Origin of the sequence: Streptomyces sp. NPDC002870, assembly GCF_042888505.1 — a bacterium.
GTDB lineage: Bacteria > Actinomycetota > Actinomycetes > Streptomycetales > Streptomycetaceae > Streptomyces.
The window spans coordinates 1-13,459 of the sequence record NZ_JBIAPW010000025.1 but is presented as its reverse complement, the minus strand read 5'-3'; the positions used below and the strand labels follow the sequence as shown (position 1 = coordinate 13,459).

The 13,459-nt window shown below is 69.3% G+C and carries 10 protein-coding genes; 4 read left to right on the top strand and 6 right to left on the bottom strand.

The window, feature by feature from the left end; genetic code table 11:
- Positions 1-244 precede the first annotated feature (244 nt).
- Entirely contained in the window at positions 245-1,708 is a 1,464-nt protein-coding gene (locus ACFYWY_RS26225) for an MFS transporter (RefSeq protein WP_389190470.1), read from the bottom strand.
- Positions 1,709-2,150: 442 nt separating this feature from the next.
- A complete protein-coding gene (locus ACFYWY_RS26220) occupies positions 2,151-2,522 on the bottom strand; it encodes a nuclear transport factor 2 family protein (RefSeq protein ID WP_389190469.1) in 372 nt (123 codons plus the stop codon).
- A gap of 70 nt (positions 2,523-2,592) precedes the next feature.
- On the opposite strand from ACFYWY_RS26220, the gene ACFYWY_RS26215 reads away from it, so the two are divergent.
- From ACFYWY_RS26215 to ACFYWY_RS26200, 4 genes are all read left to right on the top strand, one after another.
- Positions 2,593-3,189: a TetR/AcrR family transcriptional regulator gene (locus ACFYWY_RS26215; protein WP_389190468.1), complete on the top strand. Its 597-nt coding sequence runs from the start codon at positions 2,593-2,595 to the stop codon at positions 3,187-3,189.
- 352 nt (positions 3,190-3,541) lie between these two features.
- Complete coding sequence (locus tag ACFYWY_RS26210; RefSeq protein WP_389190467.1) at positions 3,542-3,892, top strand: YciI family protein; 351 nt, start codon at positions 3,542-3,544, stop codon at positions 3,890-3,892.
- Positions 3,893-3,923: 31 nt separating this feature from the next.
- The gene (locus ACFYWY_RS26205; RefSeq protein ID WP_389190466.1) at positions 3,924-5,213 is read left to right on the top strand and encodes an RNA polymerase sigma factor; all 1,290 of its coding nucleotides are present in this window, start codon (positions 3,924-3,926) and stop codon (positions 5,211-5,213) included.
- A gap of 44 nt (positions 5,214-5,257) precedes the next feature.
- Positions 5,258-5,890, top strand: coding sequence for a maleylpyruvate isomerase family mycothiol-dependent enzyme (locus ACFYWY_RS26200; RefSeq protein ID WP_389190465.1), 633 nt, complete (start codon positions 5,258-5,260; stop codon positions 5,888-5,890).
- A 280-nt stretch (positions 5,891-6,170) separates the two neighbouring features.
- Here ACFYWY_RS26200 and ACFYWY_RS26195 read toward each other — a convergent pair whose 3' ends face one another.
- The 4 genes from ACFYWY_RS26195 to ACFYWY_RS26180 all read right to left on the bottom strand — a co-directional run bounded on the left by ACFYWY_RS26195 (position 6,171) and on the right by ACFYWY_RS26180 (position 13,278).
- Positions 6,171-7,547: a carbohydrate-binding protein gene (locus tag ACFYWY_RS26195; RefSeq protein ID WP_389190464.1), complete on the bottom strand. Its 1,377-nt coding sequence runs from the start codon at positions 7,545-7,547 to the stop codon at positions 6,171-6,173.
- A 662-nt stretch (positions 7,548-8,209) separates the two neighbouring features.
- Positions 8,210-9,880 (bottom strand): sigma-70 family RNA polymerase sigma factor, encoded by a 1,671-nt coding sequence (locus ACFYWY_RS26190; protein ID WP_389190463.1) that lies wholly within the window; start codon positions 9,878-9,880, stop codon positions 8,210-8,212.
- A 584-nt stretch (positions 9,881-10,464) separates the two neighbouring features.
- Positions 10,465-12,759, bottom strand: coding sequence for a protein translocase subunit SecD (gene secD, locus ACFYWY_RS26185; protein ID WP_389190462.1), 2,295 nt, complete (start codon positions 12,757-12,759; stop codon positions 10,465-10,467).
- A gap of 114 nt (positions 12,760-12,873) precedes the next feature.
- Complete coding sequence (locus tag ACFYWY_RS26180; RefSeq protein WP_389190461.1) at positions 12,874-13,278, bottom strand: hypothetical protein; 405 nt, start codon at positions 13,276-13,278, stop codon at positions 12,874-12,876.
- Positions 13,279-13,459 lie beyond the last annotated feature (181 nt).

The following is a 13,459-nucleotide window of genomic DNA, read 5'->3' as shown; positions in this document are numbered from 1 at the left end:
TGCTACGAACGTCGCACCGCGTATCCGAGTCGGCGCACCCTGGACCCGCCCGAAGAACCGCTCCGGCGCTGCCACGACCTCCGTGCTGAACTCCGTCACCAGCATTCTCAGCCCCCGTAGCCGGTTCCCCTGCCGCTTCGAACGTGGCAGGGGGGCGCGGTCCAGCAGCACTTCAGCCACAGATGCTGCCCCACGCTTCCTCGCAGGCGACAAAGCCCGGACGCATGAAGCTTTAGAAACAGGTTCAGCAGCGACGGGTCTGGTAGGGCACGGGGGCGGGTGCCGGTTCGGGCGGTGTCGGGCACCGGCTCAGGGCGATGAGGAAGGTCAGCACGATTCCGCCTGCCACGACGAAGAGCGTGGTCCTGATCCCGTCGGCGGTGGCGATTCGAAGCTGTTCACCGGAGAGGCCGTCGAGGCCGGCAGTCGCCACCAGGACGAGGATGGCGAGGCCGACAGCTGCGCCCGCGCCTGAGCCGGTGGCGGCAATGCCGGAGGCGATGCCTTGCTGTCGGTCGGAGATTCCGGTGGCGGCGGCGATGAACATGGTGGTGAAGACCACCCCGTCGCCGATGCCGAGCGCCACGAGGCCGGGGATGAGTTCGATGTACGTGCCGTTCGGCGAGATCACGAGGCCGAGTGCGACCGCACCGAGCGCACCGACGGCGAGGGCTGCGGCCAATGTGCGCCTGAGACCGAACCGCGTCACGAGCTGGCCTGCGATTGTCGAACCGGCCACCACCACTGCCGTGGGGATGAGGAAGCCGGCGCCGGTCTGCAAAGCGTCGTAGCCCAGAATCTCCTGGAAGTAAATGGACAGGAAGTAGAGCACGGAGCCGAAGGTCGCCATGAACATGAACGCGATGACGACGCCCGTGATCAGGTTGGGATTGGAGAGCAGTTGGGGTGGCATGAGCGGGTCGGAGCTGCGCCGCTCGATGATGACGAAAGCTCCGGTCAGCAGTAGGCCCGCCGCTGCGCTCACCAGGATGCCCGGCGAAAGCCAGCCCAGCCCGGGGCCCTGCATGAGGGCGAACACGATGAGTGTGACACCGAGAGTGACGCTGAGCGCACCGGGTAGGTCGAACTTGCGGCCTTTTTCGCGTTCACCGTCCCGGGGGATCAATGCGAAGGCAAGCAGCAGCGCAGGGCCGGCCAGGGCGACGTTGACGAGGAAGACCGCTTCCCAGCCGTACGCCTGCGTCAGAAGACCGCCGAGCAGCACACCGATGACGAGTCCTGCCGCGCCTGACCCTCCCCAGATTCCCAATGCGCGGTTGCGGGAGCGGCCTTCGGCGAAGGTGGTGTTGATGAGTGCCAGGGTGGTGGGGAAGACGAGGGCTCCGCCGAGACCTTGGAATGCGCGGGCGGCGAGGAGCATTCCGGGGCCGGTCGCGAGTCCTCCCGCGAGCGATGCCCCGGCGTAGAGTGCGAGGCCGGTGGCCAGGATGCGGCGTCGTCCGAGCAGGTCGGCGGCACGCCCGCCGAACAGCAGGAAGCCGGCCGAGGCTACTGCATAGACGCTGATGACCGACTGGAGCGTCTGCGCGGAGTAGCCGAGGTCGCGTGCGATGTCGGGGAGTGCCACGACCACGATGTACTGGTCGAGCGAAACGATCAGCATGGCGAAGGACAGGAGCGCCAGCGTCGCTGTTTCACGGTTCCAACCGAGGCTGCCGGGCCCAGATGATGTCTCTGTGGGGCGCACGGCAGCACTCCTGATGATCGGTCAAGTCTGCGCTTACGGCCTGTCGGGAACGTCCGTCTGATTCGGGGCGGGCGGGCTTCGCCGGGAAGGTCGGTTGCCAAGACCCTATACAGCTCGCCCTCACCAATCCCGTCAACGACCCACGCTCGTCAGACGGCGCTCACGCGCTCCGGTCCTCGAGGCGGCCATCCCACTTGGCAAGTCTGCGGGTAGCGGATCAGGGTGCAAGCGACGTCGACGAGGGCACGGAAGAAGTCGGCTGTGTACCCGTAGCGTCGGTGAAGGCGCGGCGGCCGGCCGGCCAGGACAGCTCCGACAACTGATCCGGCACCTTGCACTCCACGATCCCCACGGCGAACCGCTACCGAACCCGCCACGCGGCCCGGTCCGCGTCCTGCTGACCTATGGCCGGCACTGCGATCGTTCGGAAAACGTCGGAGCGTCAAACGGCATCAGCGGTAGGCAAGTCACCGAAGAAGCCGTCGATGCGTTCGATCCGGTCGGAGATATTGACAGTGGTGACGTCCATACCGGCCGCGATGACCCGGGCGTCCATGCGGACCTCCCAGCAGTAGCGGTAGCGGCGGTTGTGTCCGTCGATCCCGGTCACCCGGTGGTACGTGGCGCCGGGCATGGCGGCACGCGCCTCGCGGATCATGCTCTCGAGCTGGTCGGGGCCGATCGTCGTGTTTGCCGGGTCCACGAAGAGGACGTCGTCGGTCACGGAGAGGTCGAGATGGCGGCGGATGCGGTGAGGATCGCGCTCGTTCCAGGCGGCGAGGTAGTGGACGAAGCTTTCAGGTGCGTCACGCATGAGTTCTCCTCAAGATACAGACTGCCTGTCGGTAATCTACTAACCGACAGGCAGTCTGTAAAGTGTGGGTATGGCGACTCAGGAAGAGCGACGGCGCGTCACTCGGCGCAGGATCGTTGACGCGGCGCGGGACTTGTTCCTCCGTCAGGGCATCGAAGCGACGAGCACGGAGGCTCTCCTGGAAGCGGCGGGCGTCAGCCGGGGGGCCATGTACCACCACTTCGCCTCACGAAACGACATCGTCGCGACCGTGTACGAGGAGGAGGCCTCCGCTGCGATCGCCCGTGCCGTGGACCGGATGCCGGAAGGTGCGTCGGCGCCGGAGCGGCTGGTGACCGGATGCCTCGCGTGGCTGGACGAGGTGAGCAGCCCCGAGGTGGCCCGGCTGCTCATCGAGGACGGCCCAGCCGCGCTCGGGTGGCAGCGCTGCAGGCAGATCGAGGAGAGGTACAGCCTTGGACGGGTCCGGGCCGAGCTGGAGACCGCAGTCGGCACCGCAGAGACCCGCGTGCCCTCAGTCCGTCTCGCCGCACGGCTCCTCAACGCGGCACTGGGAGAAGCCGCCCTCATCATGACCGGCGCAGCGGACCGGGCGGCGGTCCGGTCGGACATCGAGACCACCCTCCGTGCGCTGGTCTCGGGGCTGATGGATGCCGACGCCCGCTGACCCGAGTGTTACTGCCAGCTGCTTCAGGCGGTCGATGGGGCCTTCCGAAGCTGTCCGGCATGCTTGACAGCATTGGTGGTCAGTTTGTAGGCGGCCGGCCAGCTGGCGTCGACGCCTCGCTCTCCGAGGGGAGGCCCAGGTGCGCAGGGGCCCGTGGGGTCACGTGCCGTCGCTCGCGCCTCGCGTCGATCTCGCTCCGGGAATGGATCGTGGGTGAGAACCGCGTGGGCGCTGAGCTTGTCCCGGAGAAAGTCTCTGGGGAGCCTGTCGATCTGACCGTGCTCCGTTCGTCGTCATGTTGTACGGCGACCCGCCGCGCGAGGAGATCACGGGACCTGACAGGAGTCGGACCATGAAGTACATGCTGCTGATCAACGCTGGTGCGATCGACGAGAACGGCGGAGCCGCCGAGTGCAGCGTCGAGGACTGGGTGAGCTACGACAAGGAGATGAAGGACGCGGGGATCTGGGTTTCCGGGGAATCGCTGGCGGACCTGGTTACCGCCACGACGGTACGGGTCGGCCAGGACGGCCGGCGGGCTGTCACGGACGGGCCGTTCGCGGAGACCCGCGAGGTCCTCGGCGGCTTCTATGTCGTCGACGTACCGGACCTGGATGTCGCGCTCGACTGGGCCGCCCGCTGTCCCGGCGCGCGTGGCAGCGGGTCGGTCGTGGTGCGTCCGATCGCCGAGTTCGGGGCCTGACGTGAGGGGCGGGGGAGCCGCAGGACCCGACATGCCCATCGGGCCACCCAACCAGTCGCCTGGTCAGGCGACAGTGGAGTCGGTGTTCCGCGAGGAGCGCGGCCGGCTGCTCGCCTCCCTCGTCCGTCGCTTCGGCGATCTCGACCTGGCCGAGGAGGTCACCTCCGAGGCCGTCGAGGCGGCTCTGGTGCACTGGCCGGTCGAGGGCGTCCCGGCCAAGCCCGGCGCCTGGCTGCTGACCACGGCGCGGCGCAAGGCCGTCGACCGCCTCCGGCGGGACCAGGCATACGCCGCCCGCCTCGCCATCCTGCAGGTGGAGGCGGACCGCGCCGACCCCGCCCCGCCCGCGGACGCCGACGGCGAGTTGCCCGACGAGCGGCTGCAGATGTTCTTCACCTGCGCCCACCCCGCGCTCGCCGCGGAGGACCGTACGGCGCTGACCCTGCGCTGCCTGGCCGGTCTCACGACGCCCGAGGTCGCGCGAGCCTTTCTGGTCCCGACCGCGACAATGGCCCAGCGGATCGTGCGGGCGAAGAAGAAGATCCGCCAGGCTCGCATCCCCTTCCGCGTACCCGGCGCCGACGAGCTGCCAGAACGGCTGCCCGGAGTACTCCAGGTCCTCTATTCGATCTTCACCGAGGGCTACGCGGCCAGCTCGGGCCCTCGGTTGCAACGGCTCGACCTCGCCGAGGAGGCCATCCGGCTGGCGCAGATCCTGCGCCGACTGATGCCCGCCGAGCGGGAGGTCTCCGGCCTGCTCGCCCTGATGCTGCTGACCCACGCGCGACGCGACGCCCGGACCGGTCCGGACGGCGAGCTCGTGATGCTCGACGACCAGGACCGCGGCCGCTGGGACCGCACGATGATCGAAGAGGGCCGCGGCTTGGTGGTCTCCGCGCTGACCGGAGGCCCGCCCGGCCCCTACGGAGTGCAGGCCGCCATCGCCGCCCTGCACGACGAGGCCGCCGACCTCGCGGCCACCGACTGGCCGCAAGTCGTAGCGCTCTATGACGTGCTGCTCGCGCTCACGCCGTCCCCCGTCGTCGAGCTGAACCGAGCGGTGGCGGTGGCCATGCGCGACGGCCCGGAGGCAGGCCTGACGCTGCTCGACGAGCTGGCCGACGACCCGCGGCTGCGCGGTCACCACCCCTACCCGGCCGCCCGGGGGGACCTGCTGCACCGGCTCGGCCGATTGCCCGAGGCCGCGACGGCATACCGGGAAGCACTCGCCCTGGCCGGCACCGAACCCGAACGGGCCCACCTGCGAAGCAGGCTGACCGAGGTCGAACCGCCCAACCCAGCCGACAGGGCCGGCACATGACGGTTCGGAACCCCAACCCCACCTGCCACCGAGAAGAGCTGAACATGGACCGGACCGCAATACTCGCGTGGGTGAAGGCCGAACGACTCAGCCTCGCCGACTTCCTCGACGGCCTCGACGACCACGAGTGGCAGACAGCCTCCCTCTGCCCAGGTTGGACCGTGCACGACGTGGCCGCACACATGACGCTGTCCACACGCACCACACTCCTCGGGACGATCAAGGGCGCGATCCGGGCGCGCGGCAACTTCGACCGGATGGAGGCCGACCTGGCACGGGAACGGGCGGCCAGATTCGGGCCGGCCGAGCTCATCGCCCAGCTGCGCGAGACGGCAGGCTCGGCCCACCGTGCGCCTTTGTCCAGCCCGTTGGACCCGCTCGTCGACGCGGTGGTGCACGGGCAGGACGTTGCGCGACCGCTCGGGCGCCCACGGGAGATGCCCGCGGAGCAGACCGTCGCCGCGCTCGAACACGTCCTTGCCAGCCGGTTCTACGGCGCCCGAAAGCGCCTGGCCGGTACGAGACTGGTGGCCACCGACCGGGAGTGGTCAGCGGGTGAGGGGCAGGACGAGATCCGGGGGGCGGTGGGTGATCTGCTCCTGGTGGCCACGGGGCGAGCGGCCGGGCTCGCAGGCGTGTCCGGACCACGTGCCGAACGGATCGCGGCAGCGCTGTAGGTAACTGTGCGAGGAACGTCTCGCGGTGATCGTCGCGATGCCACAGGTTCCGCCGCCCGGTCCGTGGGGCTCAGCTGGGTCCCCGTAGCACGACCTTCGGGCTCGCTCCCGTGCCCGAAAGGCGACGGCAAGGGAAAGCGGGCCCTCTGCCGGCTCTTGCCGACGGCACGGAAGCGCAGCGGGACCCGTCGTTGGTCGTTGTCGGTGGAAGTGGAATGGGTCGCTGCTGCGGCTCGGACCAGCGCGAAGGAGGGAGGGGTCTCGGCGGGGTCAGTGGCGGTCAGCCGGCGCCCCCTGGCGGGGACGGTGCGGTACCGAACGCATCGAGTTCGACGCACGGATCGGTGGTCGTCGGGCAGTGCGCGGTGACGTAGACACGGTGCACGCCGACGACGGGGGTGATGGGAACCGAGATGTCGTCCATGGAACCGTCGGTGGTTGGAGTGATGCGCGCCAGCAGAAGTCCTGCAGGGGAATCGAGCGTGAGCTCTATCGAGGCACCGCTGCCCGGCTGCCCCGAGAGCCTGGCCTGGGCGACGGTGTCCCCGCCGGTGGAGAAATCGACCCGGTCGTAATGGAGGATGGACGAGCTTCCAAGGACACGGGTGCCGGGGTCGGAGCCGGCGCCTGTCCCCTGCTGTGACGTGTACTTATCGGCCCGGACGGGGAATCGGGCCGAGAGCGCAGGAGGAGGTGATGCTTGCCGCGACGGCGGGTTGTCCGGGGCAGGCGAAGGTCCGGGCGTAGACGGCGATGGAGTCTGCGGCCCACGCTGGTCACAAGCGGTCAGCAGAAGCATGCCTACGCCGACGCCGGCCAGGAAGCCCGCGACCGCGAAAGCGGCCCGGGAGCGACGAGGCAGCAGCGGGGACGCCGCCCTCCTTCCACCTCGGCTCCTCAGGGTGGCCGCCGTGACCCGGTGTACACCCGAACGCTCTGCGGGGGCATGGGCGGGGCGTTGCTCCAACAGTCTCGCCAGGAACGGCGGATCGCCCAGTGGTACGGAGATGGCGGCCTTCGCACGCAGGTATTGCTGTCCGGTCCACCATCCCAACAGCCGTACTGGCAGTTGCGCTTCGAGCTGGTCGTCGAGACGGGACAGGTCTTTGTAGACACTCGTGCAGGCCGGACAGACGCGGAGATGGTCTGTGATTCCGTCGGCCGGGGGCGCCTCGGGCCGCCGCTGGGTCAGCCGCTTGATCACATCCCTGCAGTCCGAACGCTCCAGTCGCTCGAGGTACAGGTCCGTGCGGGCCTGGCGCAGCGCACTCATGGCCTGGTCGCATGCAGCCGGAACCGCATGGTGAGTCAGCCCCGTGATGCGTGCAGTGAACGCGGGATCGTCCCGTTCCACCACCGAGTGCCACAGCAGGCACTGGGTGGTGGCCGGGAGGCGCTCGTAGGCGAGAGCCAGCTGGCCGTCCTCGCCCCAGGGCCACCGTGATCCTGCCGCGACCCAGGCCCGGAAGTCCGGCGACAGTGTGTCGCGCTCCCGGTGCCAGCGATTGATCGCGGTGGTGCGGACTTTTCCCAGTAACTGGGGCCGCAGGCATCCCGGATGACGGCGCTCGACGAAGGATTCCCCAGACCTCAGCTGTTGCAGCAGATGTGCAAAGACATCCGACGTCACCTCCTGCGCATCCAGTGGACCTGTCACGCATTGGGAGGCGTAAGCCTGCACTGAGGCGTAGTGGCGGCGATAGAGGTGCCGAAAGAATTCGATCTGTCCTGTGCGTGACGCGATCATCAAAGCAGCGTCAGAGGGGGGCTGTTGTGATGGCCGCGAGCCCAAGAGTAAGTGCATTGAGAAGCCTTCCGCTCAAGTCCGGTGGCAGCCGCGGGTGAATTCCGTCATGCGCTACCGTCTCTGCCGGCTGAGGCGCTGCTCCCCAGTCGGCAAGGAATTGCGGTGATACTCGGCTGAAGGCGAATTCGATGGCGCTGACGCGGGAATCGCCGGCGGTACCGGCCGTGACGTACTCCGTGTGGACGCCGACTGCGGGCCTCGGCGCCGCATGTACCCACGTGCTGAACCCGTGCCGGGAACGGGGACCGTGGTGACCGCCATGGCGTCGGGCCGGGCGAGGCGGAAGGTGATCTCCGCGCCCGCCGGCCGTAGGGCGCATCGCTGTAGCGCTGGTGGGCGTGGTGCGCGAGGACACGTAGGTCCATCGAGTCCCCCTCGAGGTGTGTTTGACAGGTCGATGGGAGGAGGGTGTTCGGTGGCGACCGTCCCGCCGCTTTGTCAATGCTTTACCAAGTCCGTCCAAGCGCTGTTGAGTTGATGGGTGCCTATGCGGGCCGGCCCGGGGCTGCCGGTCACACGCCCTCACGGCGGTAGCGGAGCCGGGGGGCGTTGTAGTAGTTGTACGTGAGCACGACGGGAGCGTCCGTCTCCGGCGGCGGGTCGTTCCCTTCCCACCAGTCCAGCATGCCGAGTTGCATCTCGTCCCAGGGCTTGCCGTCTTCGAGTTCGGCGCGCACCAGGTAGCTGCCGTCGCTCTCGCCCCACCACGGGTCGAAACGGAACAGTTGGCCGTCGCCGTCGGTGCGGCAGGGTCCCATCGTGATCTGTATGTGGGCGGCGTTGTCGTATACCTTCTGGGTGCCTACGCGGTAGTCGATGCATTCGCCGGTGGCGGCGTTGCGTAGCCGGCTGTAGTCCTTGTTGTCCTTGAACGACACGGACTGCCAGACCTGGTCCTTGCTGCCGTTGCATAGATTCTGGACGACTGTTGTGCCGGCGGGCTCGACGCACTGTGTGGTGATTCCCGTGTTGCGCAGGGTGCCCGACCATGTGACGGTCCCGAGCCGAGGCTGTTGGGTGTCGGTCGTTTCGGTGGATGGCGTACCCGATGCTTGGGCGGACGGCTTGGCCTGGTCCGAGGGCGTCGGCTGGGAGGGTGTGGGCGTGAGCGTGACGGGCGGCGGGTGCTCGACGAGGGTAAGGGTCGGCTTGGACTCCGCCTGTGAGGGCGAGGACCCTTTGTCGTCATCGAACGGCACCGGAAGAATGAGGACGGCGATCCCGATGGCGGTGAGGGCGCCACCGGCGACCGCGCCCGAGCGGAGTGGGGAGCCCGTGGCCCTGACCCACCATCCCGTACCGCCGTCCAGGAAGGCACCGCCGTCCGGCGTGCTCGGTGCGGTCGCTGCACCAGCGGCGCTGGCTCCGGCTTCGGTCATCCGGGCCGCCGCATAGGCCGAGCCGCCCCACAGCAGCACGCCGGCCGGCAGTGTCGAGCCCAACCGCTCGTTGAGGTCGGTGAGTTCGACCAGGGCGTGACGGCACCTCGCGCACTGTGCGAGGTGCCGCTCGAGGTCCTGGTTCGGGCGGCGGCCGGTGCGGCGTACGGCGGCCCCGAGCAGGGAGCTGTAGCGGCGGCACTCCTCGCTGATGGAGGTTCTTTCGAGATGCGCGGCCAGGTAGGCCTCGCGCAGACCTTCCCGGGCCCGGGACGCCAGTGAGCCGACTCCGCTCGCGCCCACGCCGAGCAGAGCGGCGACCTTCGAGGCGGGTTCGTCCTCAACGGCGGTGTGCCACAGGACGGCCTGCCAGCGCTCGGGCAGCGAGCGGAATGCGCGCAGGACAAGGCTGTTGTCCTCCAGACGGAGTATCCGCTCCTCGCCGCTCTCCGACTGGGAAGTGTCGGGCAGGTTGCTGAGCCACCGCTCGAAGTCGGCTGACAGCTCGGTGCGCCGGGCCGTGCCCATCCATTCCGCGGCGATGCGGCGCACGACGGTGAGCAGGTACGGGCGCCAGGCGGCTTCCGGACCGCCACCGGACCGCACAGCCTGCAGGGTGCGGGCGAAGGCTTCCGAGACCAGGTCCTCGGCAGTGTGCGGATCACGGCAGCACGTACGTGCATAGGAAAGAACCGCCGAACGGTGCCGCCGGTACAGCTCCTCCATCGGGGCATCGGAGGCCAACTCCCTCAACACCGCAGTGAGTTCGGCATCGGACAGAGGGGCATCGTTGTCAACGGGCATGCGTCACCAAGGCCCTTTCGATCAGGCGAAAGCGACATTGTGGCCGATGCGCGAATGCCCGCGGGAGCGTTTTGCGCAATTCGCCTCGAGCTGTGTTCGTTGTTCACCAACGAGGCTGCAATGCGATTGAATCTTGAACTGTCCCGTCAGGGCTGGTTTGCCAATCCCGTGCAACGACCCCCGCCCGGCTCAACGTAACGAGGACGCAAACGTGGCGTGAAGTGCAGACGCGGGAAGAATGGCTCGCTCGTCGCTCTGGTAACAGGTCCTCCGCGGAGCGGAAATGTGAGTGCAATTTTGAATACGCCGGAAGGGCCTACGGGGTGGTCGGGCCGCAATGGCGGCTATGTGCTGCCCAGCCGTGGCAGGGGCCCTGCTGCCCAGGCCCACCGGCAGCCTTGGTCGGTCATCCCCGTGGCCTCCGGCTGAGCGGCCTAGGACTCGCGCGCTCCGCCGTGACCGGCGGCATGTTCCCGACCTCCGCCCCGGTCGCGAGCTGATCATCCCGATCCCGTAGCGCGGGCCCACCACGGCCGGCCGGGGCTGCGACCGCCGCAGCCGGGGCCGACCGTGGCCGCGGGTGATCAGATCACGGCTCCCGAACGGTCGTGAGCGCTGGGCCGGCTCGGCTTGGGGCGGTGCGACTCGGGGTGGCGGGACTGGAGGATCACCGCCAGCGGCATCGCAGTGAAGACCGTCGAGGCCATCCCCACGACAACTCCCGCCAGCAGGGCGACGGAGAAGTCGGTCAGCGAGTCACCGCCAAGAAGGGCAAGGGCGGTCAGGACGAACAGCGCACCCATTCCTGTGTTGACGGTCCGGGGCAGGGTCTGCGCGACAGCATCGTCGGCGAGGTCCTGCCACGACCTGTTCGGACCCGTACGCCTCAGCTCGCGCAGCCGGTCGAGGACGACGACCGTGTCGTTGACCGAATACCCGACCACGGTCAGCAGCGCCGCGAGGAAGACACTGTCGACGGGCCTGCCCAGCCAGGCGAACAGGCCCACTACCAGCAGAACGTCCTGAGCCATGGCGGCGACCGTCGCGGTCGCGAACGTCCAGCGGAACCGCACGGTGAGATAGACCAGTTGAGCGGCCACGGCCACGCACAGCGCGATCAGCGCGTGGGTACGCAGCTCTCTGCCCAGACTGGGCCCGATGAGCTCATCACGCTCCACCGTCACCCTCCCCGCGACATCGCTCAACGAGTCGCGGATCTCCTCCTGTTGATGGTTGGTCAGTTCTCCGCTCCGTACCGTGATGCCGCGATCGCCCGTGGTCTGGACGACGGCATGCGGGAAGCCCGCCTCCGTGACGGCCTCGCGGGCCGTGTCCGCGTCGACCGTCCGCTCGGCGGCGTACTGCACAACGCGCCCGCCCGTGAACTCGACGCCGAACTCCAGTCCGCGCAGGCCGATCCCGGCGAGCGCGAGCAGCAGCAGCCCGGCGCAGGCCCCGAGCCACCGGCGCCGGTGCCGCATCAGCTGAGGCCTGCGGCGTGCCAGCCGCGCCCGCAGTCGACCGGTCGTCGCGAGCCCGGTCAGCGCGGGACGCCGCCGCACGGACGCCCGTCGCACGGCGAATTCCGCGAGGAGCCGGGTGATGACCATCGCCGAGACCATCGAGGCGAGCACGCCGACGGCGAGGGTGACGCCGAAACCCTTGACCGGCCCGGTGGCGAAGAGGAACAGCAGACCGGCGGCGAGGAGCGTGGTCACATTCGAATCGGCGACCGCGCTCCAGGCCTTGCTGAAACCGACGCGCAGCGGTCGGCGCATGTCGGGGGTGCGCACAGCCGAGCGTGCGTACTCCTCCCGGGCCCGCTCGAAGACCAGCACATTCGCGTCCACTGCGATGCCGATGGCCAGGACGAACCCGGCCAGTCCGGGGAGGGTGAGCGTGGCCCCGAGTGCCACGACGGCGGCGTAGGAGATCAGTCCGTACAGCGCCAGCGCGACGGTGGCGAGCGCGCCCAGCAGCCGGTAGACGACGATGATGAAGACCGCCGTGCAGACGAGGCCGATCACCGCAGCCTGCGCGCTCGCCCGGATCGCGTCCGCTCCGAGGCTCGGCCCGACGGTGCTCTGCTCGACGGCCGTCACCGGTACGGGCAGCGCACCGCCCTTGACCAGCGCGCTGAGATCCCGCGCCGCACCGGCGCTGAAACCACCGGTGATCTGCGCCGAGCCGCCGCTGATGCCCGCACCGCAAGGCACGGACTGCTGCATGCCGGGCGCGGAGACGATCCGGTCGTCGAGGACGATCGCCACCCGGCGGGCAGGATCCGCGGGCGCGGCACAGGCGGCCTCGCCCGTGATCCGGGCCCACTGCTTCCCGGCGGTACCGCGGAAGGTGAGGTCGACGGTCCAGCCGTGCGCCGTCTGCGTATCGAGGACGGCGGCGGCGTCCTTGACGCCGTCGCCGGTCAGCGCGGTCGGCCCCAGCCGCAGGAAACGGCCGGGTGCGTAGGGATCCGGCAGTACCCGCGAACCGTCCGCCGCGGGGCGGCTGCTGGGACCCGCGGACACGCCGCGTACCGGATGGAAGGTGAGCTGCGCGGTACGGCCGATGACCTCGGCAGCCTTGCGCGGGTCCTGCACACCGGGCAGTTCGACGACGATGCGCCGTTCCCCCGAGCGGGCGAGCGAGGGCTCGGCGACCCCGAGCGCGTCGATACGGCCCCGCAGCACCTCCAGCGCACGGTCGGTGGCGGCAGCGTCGGCGCGGACGGTGGGGGAGTGCTGGGTCTCCAGGACGATACGGGTCCCTCCGCGCAGATCAAGTCCGAGACGGGGAGGAGTGGTCAGGGCGAAGAACAGGGACACTGCGAGGACGGCGAGCGCGATCAGCGCACGCCAGAACGTGGCACGAGATGACATGAGAACTCCACGGGCAGCACGCAGACGCGAGCGCCTGCGGACACGGGCATGGACGCCCGACCGGCCGCCGTCTGCGGGCAGACCGCAGACCGGGGCGGCGGACGTTTGGGATCGTCAGCTGCTCCGGGTGGAGGGTGGTGCGCGGGAATGGCGAGGGCTGTACGGATCGTGGGGCGGGGCGCGCTCCTGGCGAGGCCGCACCGACCGGCCGTTGAGAACAGGGGGGCGGTACGCGGGTGGCACCGGGCCGGTCAGCACCGGAGGAGCCCCGGGAGGCCGTGCGCCGGTGTCGGTGGCGAAGTCGACCTGTACCGCCACGGGAGCAGACGTCGCACGCCGGAGTTCGGGCCGGGACGAATCGGTCCGCTGAGGTCCGTCGAACCGCACGGCCGGTGGTGCGGCGACGGACCCGCCCGCCGGAACCGGAGCGGCCCCGGTCAGCACGAGGAAGGTGGCCCACACGCCGAACAGCAGCGACGGCAGGGCGGCCGAGAAGAGGAGACGTACGCGCTGCCGCACCCGACCCCCCGCTCGCACCCCACGACCTGTCACGTCCGGTCCACACTAGTACTCCAGTTGTGCTTCTCCATTTGTCCTGGCCAGCATGCCTGTTTCGAGTCTAGTGGGCTGACGCTGCATCAGGGCGGTGGTGGTTCGTGACCCACCCGATCGGGGTGCGTTGAGCCTGCTATGGAGCCGG